This window comes from Microbacterium sp. B35-30, from assembly GCF_010634855.1.
In the GTDB taxonomy this organism is placed as follows: Bacteria; Actinomycetota; Actinomycetes; order Actinomycetales; family Microbacteriaceae; genus Microbacterium.
Genome location: NZ_MWLQ01000051.1, coordinates 1 through 14,665, shown reverse-complemented (window position 1 = coordinate 14,665; position 14,665 = coordinate 1). Strand labels below are relative to the sequence as shown.

Annotated in this window: 13 protein-coding genes and 2 pseudogenes; 11 read left to right on the top strand and 4 right to left on the bottom strand. The window is 65.4% G+C overall.

The annotated features are described in order from the left end of the window. Window positions 1–239: 239 nt before the first annotated feature. Window positions 240–2,927, bottom strand: coding sequence for a GH116 family glycosyl-hydrolase (locus tag B2K11_RS19335; protein WP_163620725.1), 2,688 nt, complete (start codon window positions 2,925–2,927; stop codon window positions 240–242). A 477-nt stretch (window positions 2,928–3,404) separates the two neighbouring features. Beyond that, window positions 3,405–4,106 (bottom strand): TetR/AcrR family transcriptional regulator, encoded by a 702-nt coding sequence (locus tag B2K11_RS19330; RefSeq protein ID WP_163620724.1) that lies wholly within the window; start codon window positions 4,104–4,106, stop codon window positions 3,405–3,407. 112 nt (window positions 4,107–4,218) lie between these two features. On the opposite strand from B2K11_RS19330, the gene B2K11_RS19325 reads away from it, so the two are divergent. The 10 genes and pseudogenes from B2K11_RS19325 to B2K11_RS19280 all read left to right on the top strand — a co-directional run bounded on the left by B2K11_RS19325 (window position 4,219) and on the right by B2K11_RS19280 (window position 12,287). Next, window positions 4,219–5,292 (top strand): Gfo/Idh/MocA family oxidoreductase, encoded by a 1,074-nt coding sequence (locus B2K11_RS19325; RefSeq protein WP_239526280.1) that lies wholly within the window; start codon window positions 4,219–4,221, stop codon window positions 5,290–5,292. 116 nt (window positions 5,293–5,408) lie between these two features. Continuing rightward, entirely contained in the window at window positions 5,409–6,089 is a 681-nt protein-coding gene (locus B2K11_RS19320) for a hypothetical protein (RefSeq protein ID WP_163620723.1), read from the top strand. 109 nt (window positions 6,090–6,198) lie between these two features. Further along, the gene (locus B2K11_RS19315; protein ID WP_163620722.1) at window positions 6,199–7,512 is read left to right on the top strand and encodes an extracellular solute-binding protein; all 1,314 of its coding nucleotides are present in this window, start codon (window positions 6,199–6,201) and stop codon (window positions 7,510–7,512) included. Between the two features lie 27 nt (window positions 7,513–7,539). Beyond that, a complete protein-coding gene (locus tag B2K11_RS19310) occupies window positions 7,540–8,502 on the top strand; it encodes a sugar ABC transporter permease (protein ID WP_163620721.1) in 963 nt (320 codons plus the stop codon). Next, window positions 8,499–9,413, top strand: a complete 915-nt coding sequence (locus B2K11_RS19305; RefSeq protein WP_163620720.1) for a carbohydrate ABC transporter permease — start codon at window positions 8,499–8,501, stop codon at window positions 9,411–9,413. The genes B2K11_RS19310 and B2K11_RS19305 overlap by 4 nt, the downstream gene beginning before the upstream one ends. Window positions 9,414–9,453: 40 nt before the next feature. Next, entirely contained in the window at window positions 9,454–9,708 is a 255-nt protein-coding gene (gene tatA / locus B2K11_RS19300; protein ID WP_163620719.1) for a twin-arginine translocase TatA/TatE family subunit, read from the top strand. Window positions 9,709–9,756: 48 nt separating this feature from the next. Beyond that, on the top strand, window positions 9,757–10,530 hold the full coding sequence (gene tatC / locus B2K11_RS19295) for a twin-arginine translocase subunit TatC (protein ID WP_163620718.1): 774 nt from the start codon (window positions 9,757–9,759) through the stop codon (window positions 10,528–10,530). Then, window positions 10,530–10,865: a hypothetical protein gene (locus B2K11_RS19290; protein ID WP_163620717.1), complete on the top strand. Its 336-nt coding sequence runs from the start codon at window positions 10,530–10,532 to the stop codon at window positions 10,863–10,865. The genes tatC and B2K11_RS19290 overlap by 1 nt, the downstream gene beginning before the upstream one ends. A 23-nt stretch (window positions 10,866–10,888) precedes the next feature. Further along, a pseudogene (locus tag B2K11_RS19285) lies at window positions 10,889–11,095 on the top strand (sugar phosphate isomerase/epimerase); the annotation flags it as partial. A gap of 68 nt (window positions 11,096–11,163) precedes the next feature. Beyond that, window positions 11,164–12,287 (top strand): annotated as a pseudogene (locus B2K11_RS19280) (Gfo/Idh/MocA family oxidoreductase). Window positions 12,288–12,301: 14 nt separating this feature from the next. Here the strand turns inward: B2K11_RS19280 and B2K11_RS19275 are convergent. Beyond that, complete coding sequence (locus B2K11_RS19275; RefSeq protein WP_163620716.1) at window positions 12,302–13,039, bottom strand: SDR family NAD(P)-dependent oxidoreductase; 738 nt, start codon at window positions 13,037–13,039, stop codon at window positions 12,302–12,304. A gap of 31 nt (window positions 13,040–13,070) precedes the next feature. Beyond that, on the bottom strand, window positions 13,071–13,919 hold the full coding sequence (locus B2K11_RS19270; protein WP_163620715.1) for an SDR family oxidoreductase: 849 nt from the start codon (window positions 13,917–13,919) through the stop codon (window positions 13,071–13,073). Between the two features lie 164 nt (window positions 13,920–14,083). Here B2K11_RS19270 and B2K11_RS19265 point away from each other — a divergent pair, with 164 nt between their 5' ends. Beyond that, window positions 14,084–14,428 carry a carboxymuconolactone decarboxylase family protein gene (locus B2K11_RS19265; protein ID WP_163620714.1) on the top strand — a complete coding sequence of 115 codons (345 nt, stop codon included), beginning with the start codon at window positions 14,084–14,086 and terminating at the stop codon, window positions 14,426–14,428. Window positions 14,429–14,665 lie beyond the last annotated feature (237 nt).

Below are 14,665 nucleotides of genomic sequence, written 5' to 3'. Positions count from 1 at the left end.
AATCCCACCGTCACCGCCACGAAAACCCCTGATCATCAGGGGTTTTCTTCTTGCGCTGACCACAATTTGCCCACATCTGCGGAGGCGACGCGACCTCTCGGCTGGACCGCTCTTTCGGTGCTGCTTCGCCGAAGCGTCGGCCACGCTGCGTTCGTCGATGGCCGGAACTCGCGGAGGACGCAGGGTCATAATCCGACCCTGCGTCCTCAGGCTGTGGTGCCCGCGCTAGCGCTGCGCTGTCACTGACGCGCCGATGCGTACAAGTCCCACGCGGCTATGGCTCGCGCGTAGTAGGCCGCTCGGTAGGTGGTGGGATCGTAGCCGTTCCATCCCTCGGGGGTGTTGAAGGCAAAGGCGCCACCCGCGGGTGCGGCGGGGCTGTATATCTGGTGCACCACACCCTCCGCGAGCTCGTTGCCATTGGCGACCAAGTCGGGGCGGCCGAGCCGTCGGCCTTCCTGGATGAGGGTTCCCGCGAACTCGAAGTTCGTCCCCGTCCACACCTCCGCGGCCTGGAAACCGAGCTCCCTCGGCCTGTTAGGCAGCACCGGGTAAGGCTTGCCCCCGTTCGGGACCAGATTCGGCGCTCCGAGCATGTGCCCTGTCGAATCTTTCAGTTGCGTGAGCTGGTCGAAGGTGTTCGTCAGGTGTTCCGCGACGCGCTCGGGCGGATTTACGTCGGCCAGCCCGAGCTGCTCGGCCACGTGCTGCGGCCACAGCACATCGACGAAGACGTCGGTGGACCTCTCGCCGGCATCGGTGAACGTGTAATAGCTGCCTGTCCAGAACGCCTTCTCGTATGCAGCTCGGGCAGTGGCCGCCGTCTGCTTGAGGGTGTCGACGTCTACCAACGACGCCTCGGCGATTCCGAGCTGTTGCGCGTCCTCAGTAGCAGCCGCCATGATCTCTGCGGCCAGGATGTATAGCCCGGAGGTGTAGACCCCGTGCACCCCACCGGACTGTCCCATCACGTCGTAGGTGCTGGCGAAGACGGCCGCCTCCGTGGGAAGCGTGTCGCCCTGCGGTATCCGCGGGACAACGTCGTGGGTCCAGAGGCGGAGCATCGCCGGGTAAATGTCGCGCAATAGCGCATCGTTGCCGGTGCTGCTGTACGCGCCGTATGCGCGGATCAGGTACTTGACTGGACGGTCGAAGAACGTGGCTTCGGGTGCGGCCGGGCTGGTCGATTTCTCCCAGAGCAGCCACGGTGCCTCCAGCTGCCACCAGATGTAGTTGCCTACCGGGGGGTTGAAGCCGGGGCTGCCGGGTACTCGGCCGTTCGGGTCTTGAGCGATCATCTCGGAGGTCGCGCGGACCCATGCGGCTTCGGTGGAGGGGAACAGTTCACGCAGGGCGATCGCCATCTGCCCCTGGACGTCGGTCTCCCCGGCGTCAGCCCAGCCGCCACCCGTGACGGTGTGGAAGAGGTGGGTTCCCGGGACTGCCGAGCCCGGTCGCACATCCGTCTTGTAGGGAGAGGAGACCAGGCCCGACTCCCAGAAGGAGCCGTTGAACGAGAGCTGACCAAGCTCGTTCAACGCCGCCATCCGGATGGCGGGCGATACCGTGTCATCGAATGCCACCGGCTTCCACCAGCGCGCGACCGCTTCCGCTGCCTCGTCCACGCGTGCGAGATTCCGCGCCGCGATGGCGAAGCCCTGGTTGCCGGGATAGCTGCCGGCGATGTAGTTGTTCTGTGCGTCTTGGCTGCCTCCGTAGAAGGAGGTGTAGCGCCGCATCCAGGAGGTGTCGCCCGCGGTGCCGAAAGTGATCTGTGGGAAGTCCCAGGCCAGGACGAAGCGAACGGTTTCCGTTTGATGAGGCTTCAGGTTCATGTCAACCGCGAGTGCGCTGGCGGAGTTGCTGCCGTCGAGGGCGCCGTTGGGGAGGCGCCCGGTCGCGCTGAAGGGAGCGTAGATGTCGGAGCCGTCGCCGTCGGCGTTCCAGGACGTTGCGTACGTGACTCGCTGGCCGGGTTCATCTTGCACAGCAGTGGTCCACTCGCTGTTCTGCGAGTCTGCGGTGTTGCTGGGGCTGGATGCCCCCAGCGTGATCCCGGTGATCTTGTTGCGGTGATCCACGGTCTCGTGGCTGGTGTAGCCCGTGCGGACGCTCGCCACGGGGCTGGGGGTGTTCTGCACTGTGCTGGCGACGTGCGCTGGAGCGTTGGGGAAGGTGAACATCGTCGACACCTTCGTCGTCTTACTCGTTTCGTTCGTGAGCTCCACCTCGAAGTAGGCCACAGGCTGCGAGGAGGACTCGTCGTCACCGGCCACGATAGGTGTCCAGAACGATGTGGACACGGATGTCGAGGGCACTGGGTCCGCGTAGTCGATGCGGCCGAAGGGATAGAGCGCGCTGTATGTCCCGCTCCCGGCGTCGAGGGTCGACCAAGCAGGCAGGACGGATCCGAACTCGGAGCTGTTGACGGCGAGCGTCTTGGTGGTGGCCGTTCGGCCCGGCTGCTGTTCCCGGATGTGGATGGCGGCCTGAGGCAGAATGCGCTTCTCGTAGTTCGAGTTCGTAGATCCACCCATGTTCCACGGACCGAAGGTCCCGGCCTGGTTGATCATGAACGAGCCTGCTCCGAGTCCGCCGAGCGGAATCCCGAGGCCGGGCTGAGCCATGGGGTTGCCGAGCGCGTACGGAACCGTGTCCGGTGCGGAGGTATCGCCTGCGCAGAGTTGCCAGTCATGAGCGCTACATGGCGTGCTTCCAATGACGCCCAGGGGTCGCTGGTATGCGGCGTCACCGAGGGCCGATTGCCCCGCCTGTTGCCCGGCGCGCGCTGAGGGCGGCGACGCTAGGCCTGGTGTGATGACCGTGGCGGCCACGGCGGCTGCGACAGCAACGGCGGCAAGGCGCCTGTTCAGGCTGTGGCGTCTAAGCAAGGTTGGGCTTTTCTCCTGCTGTTCAACAGCGGACATGTACATCTCCTCATTGATCTGAACACCTGCGTCGCTGCGTGCGCTTCCATCCGAAAAGCAACCGCTCGCTTCGATTTCGCCAACCATAACTAGGTGGTTGTGATTTGGCAAGAGAACAACCCAAGGACTCGGCTGTGTGAGCACGCTGCTTCGGCTCGGTGCTCACTCGCCCTGGACGCAGCGGCGCAGCTCGTAAGCGAGGGTGCCCACTCGTCCACGAGAAGACTGGCCGGCCCTGCGTGGCCTTGTGAAGGAGGGGCCGCCAGCGCTGCTGCTGCGCGGATAGCCTCGCGGGCTCCCGCCGCGGTCGGAATTGCTCCGCAACTCGTCGAACGTGGGTTGATTTGCGTCGATCCGGCGGCGACGCCCTCCGCTCAGGCCAACACCGCCACGTAGACGTCAGCGCATAAGGGCTCGACGTTTGCCCTCAACGCCCCGTGGGTCTGCGTTCGAGCAGTGTGCGCGCGGTGCCGAGGTTCAGCGGGCCGGGAGGTCGAGGAAGGACTCCTTGTGGTGCGTCGCAAGCCATTCGTCGGTTTCTCGGCGGACGTCCTCAAACGACCGTCCGGTCCACCGTGTGATCGCGGAGTCGACGTGTCGCCGGACCATAGCCTCGAGGTCGAGATCATCCGTCTGGACCCACTGGATCTCGAGGCCATCGAGTGTTGCGACCATCAAGCGAGCTTCCGCCTCCATGGTTTCCGGACTCATGAACTCGATCTGCTTCTGATCCACGGCGAAGCGGAGATTCTCGACCATGATCGTGATTCCGGCGTGTTGCCGCTCGAGGATGAACGGACGAGCGGGGTGATCGTTCTGTGCGGCTTCAATTGACATGGTCAGAAAGAGCTCGATGAGCCCACGCCGCTTGGCGTGGTATCGCATCAAGAACGCGAACGAACGGAAGTAGTCGAGACCGTGGAACACATCGGTCTCGGGGGCAGTTTCTTCGCGCCAGTGCTCGAGCACCGCGACGAGGAGCCCCTCCTTGTTGCCGAAGTAGGCAATCAGGGTTGCGTTCGTCGTGCCGACCTGGTCGGCGATCTGCCGCAGGGAAGCGCCGTGGTAGCCGTATTGCCCGAATGCAATGGCGGCAGCCGCCACTATCTGGCGACGACGCTTGACGCCGTTGCGATAAGGGCCGCGCGCACCGCGCCCGACCTGTGTCTCAGCGCTCATTGAAACCTCCACACACCACCCTACGCGCCACTTGCGCGAAACTTGATCGTTCGGTTATAGTCGGCTGAAAGATGATCAATCGGTCATGTTTGACGCTCGAAGGAGAGACAGGATGTCGATGTCCGGTGACCGCGATACGGCCGCCCGGCTGCGCGTTGGGATTCTCGGGGCGGGGCCGGTGACTCAGGCCATCCACCTCCCGACGCTCGCCCGGCTGAGCGACGACTTCGAAGTGCGTGTGGTCATGGACATTGATGCCGCCACCGCGGAGACCGTGGCGCGGAGAGCCGGGGCGGCGTTTACGACGCGAGCCGAAGACGTCTTCAGCGACCCGGCTGTCGATGTGGTCGTCATCTGCAGCCCGTCGCAGTTTCACGCCGGGCAGGTCATCGCGGCATGCCGGGCCGGCGTCAAAGCAATCCTTTGTGAAAAGCCCTTCGCGATGACGGCGGCGGAGGCGAGCGAGATCGCGGAAGTGTCGGAGGATACGGGCGTGCCGATCATCGTGGGGGCGATGCACGTGTTCGATCCGGCTTGGCTGGCCGCGCAGGCGGAATGGGGCACGCTGATCGAGACGTCGCACACCATTCGTTCCTCGGTGGTCATTCCGCCCAATGCACAGTTCGAGGATCTCGCCACCGACATCGTGTCGCGTCCTTCTTCTCCGCCCTCTGACGACACCGGCGTAGAGGCGGTCGTCCGGGCTGTCACCGGCGGCATCATGGGGCTGGCAATCCACGACCTACCCCTGATCCGTCAGTTCCTTCCTTCGTTTGCGGACCTTGAGGTGCTGCGCGCCGAACTCGCATCGCCCTGGGGTTACGTCGTCTCGGGAACCGCGTCCGGCAAGGTCGTCCACCTGCAGGCGGTCACCACGAATACGTGGGCGCCGGAGTGGACATTGGAGGTCATCGGCGACGACCTGTCCCTGCACGTCACGTTCACGCCGTCGTACGTGCAAGGAGGTTCGGCGGTCGCCACGCTTCACTCCACCACCGGAAGCCGAACGTTCGGTCCCTTTGCCCTTAGCGGGTACGAGGCAGAGTGGGTCGCCCTTGCTCGGATCGCACGAGGCCAGGACGCACCGCTTCCGACTGTCGACCTCATCGACGACCTCCGGTTCGCGATCGCGCTCGCCGACCAATCATCCAGCCGGATCCGCACCAACGGGAAGTCGGTCGCATGAACGTCATCAGAATCGCCGCCGATAGCGAGACGCGCGCCAGCGGTGCTCTCACCTGGGTGACGGCATCCCTGCCCGCGACACTCGAGCTCGTCGAGGACCGCGCCGACATTCGCACAGTGAACGGCACCGCCGGCTGGACCGAACGAGCAAGCCACGCGCTGCTTGAGGGAGCGTCCGGGGTCGTTGTCGTCGCACCCGAAGCAGAGCAGATCGATGGTCTCCGCAGCACCGCTGCCGAACGGAACGCCTTCGTGATCCTCGACCAACGCTGGCGATCGAACCCCACTCTGACCGAGGCGCGGGACGCGGTCAGCAACCTCGAAGGCCCCGTCTCCTTTGCCGAGATCGCGGTGAACGTACCGGCGACCGAGGACATCGAGCAGGCCATTCACGAATCCGTCCAGATCGCGCACCACGTGATGGGTGCTGTGGAAGATCTCCGAGTCCTGCACCGCCAATCGCGGACGGTGCTCGTGGGTGGGACGGTGAGGAATAGTGCACCGCTGACCATCACCATCGCCGTTGGCCCCGCGATCGACGGTCCCGTTCATGTCCGAGTCGTCGCTCGATTCGGCGGAGTCCACCTGTGCGTGCCGGATCCCGAAACGGCCGCACCCGGGCTCGTCACGATCGTGCACACCGACGGGTCGACCACGCTGCCCTCGCGGTGGGAATCGGCCCACCGTGCCTCCTGGCGCCGAGTGATCACCGCCGTCGAAAGCGGCGACCGTCCCGACGACCTGGGCGAGTTCGACGAGGCCAGTCAACTGCTCCTCAGTCGAGCGTCACTCGCGTAGCGAGCCGCACCCGAATCCACCCAAACAGCGAACCCGTTCCACTCGTCACCACAGCCCACACCCAACACACCACAGAGAGCCGACCGCGAGGTCGGGTAGGAGTCCAATGATGAACACCTCAACACCAGCAACGTTCTCCCGTCGCGGGTTCCTCGGAATCGCTGCCGCTGCGGCTGCCGTTCCGCTGCTCGCGGCATGCGCTCCCGGAGGCGGGGGCGGCGGCGCTACCGGCGGCGGCAGCGGCACCCTGAAGTTCTGGGACATGCCATGGGGCCCGCAGTCTTATGCCGACGAGGCCAAGGCCATCGTCACCGGCTATACGCCCCCAAGCGGACTTCCCTCCGCGAGCTACCAGCAGATCCAGTGGAACAACTTCTACCAGACCTTCTCTTCGGCGATCGCCTCGAAGACGGGCCCGGCGGTCAGCAGCGGCGCCGGCTTCCAGGCGTTCCAATTCGCCGAGCAGGGTGCGATCGCTTACGCCGACGATCTGATTGAATCGCTGCGCAAGAGCGGCAAGCTGGAGGACTTCCTCCCCGGCACGGTCGAGACGATGAAGACGCCGGAAGGCTACGCCGCCGTCCCGTGGCAAGCGGACCTTCGAGTGCTCTGGTACCGGAAGTCGCTCCTCGAGAAGGCGGGCGTGGAGGCGCCGACCGACTGGGCGTCTTACATCGAGGCTTCCCGGGCGCTGGCGAAGAACGGGGTCTACGGATTCGGCATCGGCGCCGGCGCGGGCAACAGTGTCGGCTCTCAGGTCCTGCTCTCGCTGATGGTGAACAACGGTGGTGGCCTGTTCGACAAGGACCAGAACCCCGATGCCGTCACGGACGCGAACATCGCAGCGATGGACTTTGTGCGGGAGCTGATCGCGTTGGGGGCCGTCGACCCGGGCGCCGCGAGCTACACCGCCGACAACGTCTTCGAGCAGTGGACGAACAAGAGCGTCGGCATGGGTTGGCACACCGCCGGCCTGCAGCACGTGCTCGACGATGACGACGTCGTCGTGGCGTCACCGTTGACGGCGTACAGCGGCGACACCGGGACGCTCGGGTACGTGAACAACCTGATGATGTACACCAACACCCCCAGCCAGGAGGGCTCCGAGGCGTTCCTGACTGCCTACCTCGACGACATGAAGGTGCTCTGGGACAACAAGCTGATCGAGTCGCTGCCGGTGATGAAGTCGATCGTGAACTCGGAGGCGTTCCAGTCGGACACCGAGTGGGTCAAGATCGTCGACGAGTGGCAGCCGGTCAGCAAGCCGCTGTCCTGGCAGGCGGAAGCGCTCTTCGCCGATCTGGCGGCAGTCGATGGCGGACAGGGGCTTCAGCAGTTCACGCAGGCGATCCTGGGCGGCCAGACCGATTCGCGGACCGCGCTGGAGACGCTGCAGACCGAGCTGGAGACTGCGACGTCGTAGTCGCAACACCACTCAGGGAGCAACAGCATGACCACTTCACAGAACGCCCCGACACGCCTGCAACGGGCGAGATCAGGGGTCGGTGTCGGCGGTTCGGGTCGACCAGCACGCGGTCGCAACCCGATCGTCGCGCAGACCCGACGGACCTATTCCGCGCTGATCGTCCCGTCCGTCCTCCTCCTGGTATTGATCAACGCGTACCCGCTCGTCGTCGCCGCGTCCCAGTCCGTCCACGATGGGTCGCTGATCGCTCAGGGCGAGTACGTCGGCCTCGAGAACTACGTCACGGTCCTCACCTCGGAGTCGTTCTGGAAGGCAACGCGGTTCACGCTCATCTTCACGATCGTCGGGGTCTTCGGGTCGTGGTTGCTGGGTCTCGCGTTCGCGCTGCTGCTGCGCACACGCATTCCCGCGAATGGGCTGTTCAAGGTGCTGCTGTTGCTCCCCTGGGTGGTTCCGGTCGTGGTGTCGGCGACAGCCTGGAACTGGCTTGTCGCCACGCCACAGAGTCCGGTCCCGAGCCTGCTGGCACTGTTCGGCATCGACAACGTGCTGTTCCTCGCCGACCCCACACTCGCCGCGATCACGGTCTGCATCTTCAAGGTGTGGATCAGCTTCCCCTTCATGATGATGATGAGCGGGGCTGCGCTGGCCGCGGTCGATCCCACCGTCTACGAGGCGTCCCAGATGGACGGTGCCAGCAAGTGGCAACAGTTCCGAATGATCACCCTCCCCTTGATCGCCCGATCCACCTACATCAGTTGGATCCTCATGACGATCTTCTGCGTGAACGACTTCCCGACCATCTATCTCCTCACCGGAGGCGGCCCGGTGGATGCCACCACCTCGCTGACCGTCCTCGCCTACCGGACCGTGTTCCAGGACTTCCAGCTCGGCACAGGCGTAGCGATCGCCTTCCTGATGACCCTGGCTCTTGTCGTGGTTTCCGTCGTGCTGTACCGCCAGATCCGAAAGTCGAGCGTCGAATGAGCACCGTCCTGCGCACCCACCTCGAGGGTGAGAAGCCTCAGTCCGAGACACGCGCGATCACGACCCGTCCCGAGCGCAAGCGGGCTAAACCGCCCGTGAGCGAGCAGGAAAAGCGCGGGCAATGGGGACGGTTCTCCCTCATCTCCGTCCTGACGGCTGTCATGCTCGTGCCCGTGGTCGCTGTGGTGCTGCTCGCGCTCACGCCCAGCGCAGCCAGCGGCAAGTCCGGGCTCACGCTGGACAACATCACCTACGTGCTCACCCAGACCCTCACACCGACATGGCTGCAGAACAGCCTGCTGGTCGCCCTCGCGACAGTCGTCGTGTCGGTGCTCGTCGCCGCTCCAGCGGGATACGTACTATCGCGCGGTCGCAACAGGCTGGTCTCCGGCTACGCGCTGCTGCTGTTCGTCGTCCAGTCCTTGCCGGTGATCACAGCCGTCATTCCGTTGTTCATCCTTTTCGCGAACCTCGGTCTCGTCGACACCCTGACCGGCCTGACCATCGTGTACGTCGGCGCCAGCATGTCCGTTGCGACCTGGATGATGGCCGCCTATATGGACAGCATCCCGGTGTCGCTTGAGGAAGCCGCATGGATCGACGGGGCGTCGGTGTTCGGAAGCTTCACGCGAATCGTGCTGCGCAACAGCCTGCCCGGAGTCCTCTCCACCGCGATCTTCACATTCCTGCTGTCCTGGAACGACTACCTCGTCGCAGTGGTGTTCCTGCGGACCGAGACCAGTTACACCATGCCTGTCGGTCTGCAGTCGTTCTTCCAGCAGAACGTCACGGATTGGGGGGCCGTCATGGCGGTTGCCGTGGTCATGCTGCTCCCTCCCGTGATCGTGTTCGCCGTCCTCAACCGTTACTTCAGCGTCGGGGGCATCGGCGGCTCGCTCGCCGGTCGCTGACTCTCCGCACCCTCAACCACCCATAACGAAGGAGTTATCCATGTTCGCCAACATGTCTGGCTGGCACCTGCTCATCATCCTCGCCGTCGTCCTTCTGCTGTTCGGCGCCACCCGCCTGCCCGCCCTCTCGCGCAGTGTCGGGCAGTCCGTCCGGATCTTCCGCTCGGAGACCAAGAACCTCAAGGACGAGACCGCCAGCGCCCCGACCGGAAGTGATGTGGGAACAGCGACGCCGAGTGGCGTGGACAGCGCGGACACCACCGTGGCACCGCACGGTTCCCACTCCGGAGTGTGAGTCCTCATGTCACGGCAGGCGCGAGCCGGTCGAGACCCACAGGGTTCCATGAGCCTCGGCGGCCACCTTCACGAGCTGGCGAAGCGGCTCACCATCGCCGCGCTGGCACTTGTGGTCGGAACGGTGGTCGGGTTTGCTCTCTCCGGTTGGCTACTCGACACAGTGCAGATGTTCATCGCCGCCATCGAAGACGAGCAGGGGCGGATGGCGTTACTGAACTTCGGTGAGATCACGGCAGCCTTCGACCTCCGGCTGCAGCTGGCCTTCACAGTGGGTGTCGTCCTGTCTTCACCGGTGTGGCTCTACCAACTGTGGGCCTTCATCGTGCCGGCGCTGACGCGCCGAGAGAAGGGATACGCGCTCGGTTTCGTCGGCGCTGCAGTGCCGCTCTTCGCGGCAGGATGCGCCGCAGGTTGGCTGGTGCTGCCGCACATGATCGCCCTGCTCGTCGGCTTCGCACCCAGCAACTCCAGTTCGATCCTGAACGCGCGGAGCTACGTGGACTTCATCCTGCGCCTCATGCTCATCGTCGGTATCGCCTTCGTGCTGCCTCTGTTGCTGGTCCTGCTCAACGTCGTCGGCGTGATGAGCGCCTCCGCCATCATCGGCTCCTGGCGTTACGTGATCCTCGCAATCACCGTCTTCACGGCGCTCGCGACCCCTGCCGCAGACGTGCTGTCGATGTTCCTCTTGGCCCTCCCGATGGTGCTCCTCTACTTTGCCGCCGCGGGCTTCGCGTGGGCGAACGACAAGCGGCGCGCAAGGGCCATCGCTGTGCTCCAGCAGCCGCCCGCGTTGACGCTCACCGGAATGGTCCCCTGATGCTCGGACTGGACCCGACGAAGTTCTTCCTGCTCGCCATTCTGGCGGCGTTCCTCTTGGGGCCTTCCCGAATGACCGCAGCTGCGGCATGGCTGGGGGGCGCGGTCCGCCAACTCCGGGCCTTCACAGAGGCTGCGAAGCAGCGTGCGCGCGACGAGATCGGCGAAGAATTCGACGACATTCCGTGGAAGGCCCTGGACCCACGCCAGTACGACCCCAGGCGGATCATCGCTGACGCGATACTGGCTCCGCCCACCGTGCCCCCCGCGCTCGCCCCGCCCGACGATCCGGTGCGGCATCGACCAGCGTCCGACCCGAAGTCTCCAGTCTCCTGACACGACAGATGAAAGAAGCATCGATGGCCTTGCCGCTTGCCTCCGTCCAGCCCTGCTCGCTGGCCGCCGAATTCTCCGGTGACCCGCGCGGCTCACTCGACAAGCTGGCCGCGCTCGGACTGCAGAACGTGGAAGCGTTCAACTTCGTGCGCCGCCCCAGGGAGATTCGGGCGGCCTTGGATGGTGCCGGTCCCGCGTCCCCGACAGGCCATGCGCCGCTGCTGTCGGACCCGCCCGGGGATGTGTTCGACGAGGTGGCCGCGAGCCTGGCGGTCCTTCGCAACGCCGGTTTCGTCCGATGAGCGCGGTCGGCGTCGGCCTGATCGGCAGCGGCGTCATCAGCGACACCTACCTGGAGAACCTCCTCTCCTTCCCGGACGTTGAAGTCGCGATCATCGGCGGCTTGAACGTCGGGCGGGCGCGCGCGCAGGCAGAAAAGCACGGCGTTCCAAGGTGGGGAGGGTCGACGATGTCCTTGCCGACTCTGACGTGCAGGTCGTCGTGAACCTGACCACTCCCGCCGCGCACGTCGAGGTGTCGGCGGCGGCGATCGCGGCAGGCAAGCACGTGTGGACGGAGAAGCCGATCGGCCTCGAACGAGACGGCGTCGATGCATTGCTGCGGAGCGCGGATGCCGCGGGTCTCCGGGTTGGTTCCGCTCCCGACACGTTCCTCGGGCCTGGGCTGCAGACCGCCAAGCGCGCCATCGAGGGCGGCGTGATCGGTGCACCACTCTTCGCCCACACCTCGTTTCAAACCCAGGGTCCCGACCTGTGGCATCCCGGACCGCAGTTCCTGTTCACCCGCGGTGCGGGTCCGCTGCTCGACATGGGCCCTTACTACTTCACCGCGCTGGTCAGTCTGCTTGGCCCCGTGGACCGCGTCGCGGCCGCGGGCATGAAGGCGCGCACCGAACGCCAGATCCGCACCGGACCGAACGCCGGGACCCGGTTCCCGGTCGAGGTGCCCACCACCCTCCAGGTGCTCACGGTATTCGAGGGCGGGCAACAGGCGCACAGTCTGCTGAGCTTCGACTCGGCGCTGGAGCGGCACGGTGTCGTGGAGATCCACGGCACCGAGGGCTCGATCGTCGTTCCCGATCCGAACCGGTTCGCCGGCCGCACCGCCTACGTGAAGCCTCTCGCGACACTCCGTGACGGGGAAGAGTTCGAGCAGCAGTGGATCGAGATCCCGCAGAGAGGGGCCGTCGTCGGCCGCGGCCTCGGGCTGCTGGAGATGGTCCGCGCCATCGCGGACAACCGACCTCATCTCGCCTCCGGCGAGCTTGGACGACACGTCCTCGACGTCATGCTCTCAGCGGAAGAGTCCGTTGAGTGCGGCGAGTTCGTGACTGTGAACAGCTCCGTCCCGCCCGTGCCCGCGCTACCCGAGGACTTCGAGCCTTTCGTTCAGACGCTCTAAGTCGCGGCTGCCGGTCACGACGCAGCCAGCGTGATTCCGGTGTGTGCGGCCAGGGCGGCGAGCAGCTCCTCCTGGACCCGCTTGTCGTGCACGGCCGGGTGCGGCGCTTGCGCGCGCTGATGGTGCCAGTAGCGACCGGAGACGAGTACCTCGGGCGCGTCTGTCGTCACGAGCCAGACCTGCGTGACATGGCCGAGGGCGAGGTCGTCCGTCGCAGAACGGCCACCCATCTTCGTGGGCACCCACCCCGGGTCGACAGCGTGCGAAATGGTCGCCGGCCGACGCCGGGCGCCGGCCGCCATCAGCACGGTGACGAGCAGCTTGCTGTCGGAGTACGAAAGTGTCTTCCGAGACCCTCCCCAGTCCGCGCTGTCGATACTGGCCGAGCCACCGCGGTGCATACTGCTGCTCAAGTAGACGACACGCGCAGGTCCCTCGATCAATGCGGTGAGGACGTACGGCGCGACGACGTTGACCGGCAGGATGCTCGGTCCTTCGAGGACGCCGGCGTTGTGGATCACGGCATCGATCCGGCCGACGCCGTTCACCTGCATCGCCAGGGCCTGCACATCATCGAGGACGGCGAGGTCGCCGACGACACCTGTGGCACCGTTAGCCATGAGATCGTCAAGCGTCGCCAGGCGCGCTGCAGAACGGGCGTGCACGATGACCTCGTGCCCCTTCTCGATGAGTGATTCCGCGGCCGCACGCCCGAGTCCGTCGGCGGATCCGGTGATCAGGATGCGTGGCATGCGTTCTCCTTCATTCGTCGGGTCTCAGAGCTCAGGCGCCGTCGTCGGTGTGGTCGAGGCCTGTGGAGAGGTCGAGGTGGGCCTCGGCCTGGTCGATGAGGGTCTGGCCCTTCTGCTTCACGGCTTGTACCGCGTCGGCGCCGGCGACCCAGCGCGCGGGGGGCTCTTCCAGGTCGAGGATCTTGACGAGGCTGGCGGCGAGTTTCGCGGGATCTCCGCTCTGCGTCCCGTTCATGGATTTCCATGCCTCGATCGTGCTCGCCGTGTCGGCGTAGTCGTCGATGAACAGATCGGGCCACAGGGTGGATGAGCCCTCCACGAGCAGTTCGGTGCGGAAGAAGCCGGGCTCGACGACGGTGACATGGATGCCGAACTGCTCCACCTCTTCCCGCAGCGACTCGGTCCACCCCTCCAACGCGAACTTCGAAGCGCCGTACGCACTGCCGAATCCTCCGGTGACGACTCCCGCGGTCGACGTGATGGTGACGATGTGCCCGGATCGCTGCCGGCGCATGACGGGCAGCACCGCGCGGGTGACGTTGAGGGGTCCGAAGAAGTTCGTCTCCATCTGCGCTCGGAATCGCTCGGGGCTGATCTCCTCGAAGTATCCGGCCTGGAAGTTCCCGGCGTTGTTGACGAGCACATCGATGCGACCGACGCGATCGATCGCCGCGTTCACGGCCGCGTCGATCGAAGCGGTGTCCGTGATGTCGAGCGAGACGGCCAGCAGGTCGGCGTGCTTGCCCACCGCCGCCTCGACGGTTGCGGCATCCCGTGCCGAACCAACGACGCGGTGGCCGGCAGCCAGCGCCGCCCGCACGATGTTGACGCCCATGCCGCGGCCCGCGCCGGTGATGAGCCAAACCTTGCTGTCGTTCATTCGGTGCCTCCGTGTCATGCCTGCGCGACGGTCGCACCGGCTGAACCCGTGACGGACACTACGCCGACGCCGGATGTGGAGGAATGCTCTGGCAGTACACGTTCCGGTGGTACCTCCCGGCCACGCGGAGACAGGTGTTCGATGGGTGAGACGGAAGGATCATCATGACGGACACTGCAGGAGCGGGCTGGACCGGCGGACAGAAGGCGGTCGGCGATATCGCGCCGGCTCTCGCTCACTACACCGACAAAGTGCTGTTCGACGAAGTATGGGAGCGGTCGGAACTCTCCAGGCGGGACCGAAGTCTGGTGACCGTGGCCGCACTGACCGTTCTGGGAAACACCGATCAGCTCCGCTTCCACCTGGACTTCGCCCGTCAGAACGGCGCAACCCAGACCGAGCTGATCGAAGCGCTCACGCACCTGGCTTTCTATGCCGGGTGGCCCAGGGCCATGGCGGCAGTGGGCGTCGCCAAAGAGGTCTTCGAGCCATCTCGACCCGAGAGCTGACGGGGTGGCAGCAGCGCCTCTGTGAAGAATCTGCGAACACCCGAACAGCGCCGAGCCTCCGTAAACGTTGACCAAAGTGAACACCAGCCGCGCCGAATCATCGCGGACGCGCCCCAGCGCCGCGGGATGCACCCTACAGACGGGGTTCAAGTCCCTGCGTTCTGGATGACCGAGGCGAGACTCATGCGCTCGGGTGTTGTTGCCTTCAGACGAGGTGTGGTGAGACGCTAAGCGGAC

Bases quoted from the DNA above. Each gene is read 5' to 3' on its own strand.
- B2K11_RS19335 (WP_163620725.1), bottom strand. From the start codon at position 2,927: ATGTCCGCTGTTGAACAGCAGGAGAAAAGCCCAACCTTGCTTAGACGC.
- B2K11_RS19330 (WP_163620724.1), bottom strand. From the start codon at position 4,106: ATGAGCGCTGAGACACAGGTCGGGCGCGGTGCGCGCGGCCCTTATCGC.
- B2K11_RS19325 (WP_239526280.1), top strand. From the start codon at position 4,219: ATGTCGATGTCCGGTGACCGCGATACGGCCGCCCGGCTGCGCGTTGGG.
- B2K11_RS19315 (WP_163620722.1), top strand. From the start codon at position 6,199: ATGAACACCTCAACACCAGCAACGTTCTCCCGTCGCGGGTTCCTCGGA.
- B2K11_RS19310 (WP_163620721.1), top strand. From the start codon at position 7,540: ATGACCACTTCACAGAACGCCCCGACACGCCTGCAACGGGCGAGATCA.
- B2K11_RS19305 (WP_163620720.1), top strand. From the start codon at position 8,499: ATGAGCACCGTCCTGCGCACCCACCTCGAGGGTGAGAAGCCTCAGTCC.
- tatA (WP_163620719.1), top strand. From the start codon at position 9,454: ATGTTCGCCAACATGTCTGGCTGGCACCTGCTCATCATCCTCGCCGTC.
- tatC (WP_163620718.1), top strand. From the start codon at position 9,757: ATGAGCCTCGGCGGCCACCTTCACGAGCTGGCGAAGCGGCTCACCATC.
- B2K11_RS19290 (WP_163620717.1), top strand. From the start codon at position 10,530: ATGCTCGGACTGGACCCGACGAAGTTCTTCCTGCTCGCCATTCTGGCG.
- B2K11_RS19275 (WP_163620716.1), bottom strand. From the start codon at position 13,039: ATGCCACGCATCCTGATCACCGGATCCGCCGACGGACTCGGGCGTGCG.
- B2K11_RS19270 (WP_163620715.1), bottom strand. From the start codon at position 13,919: ATGAACGACAGCAAGGTTTGGCTCATCACCGGCGCGGGCCGCGGCATG.
- B2K11_RS19265 (WP_163620714.1), top strand. From the start codon at position 14,084: ATGACGGACACTGCAGGAGCGGGCTGGACCGGCGGACAGAAGGCGGTC.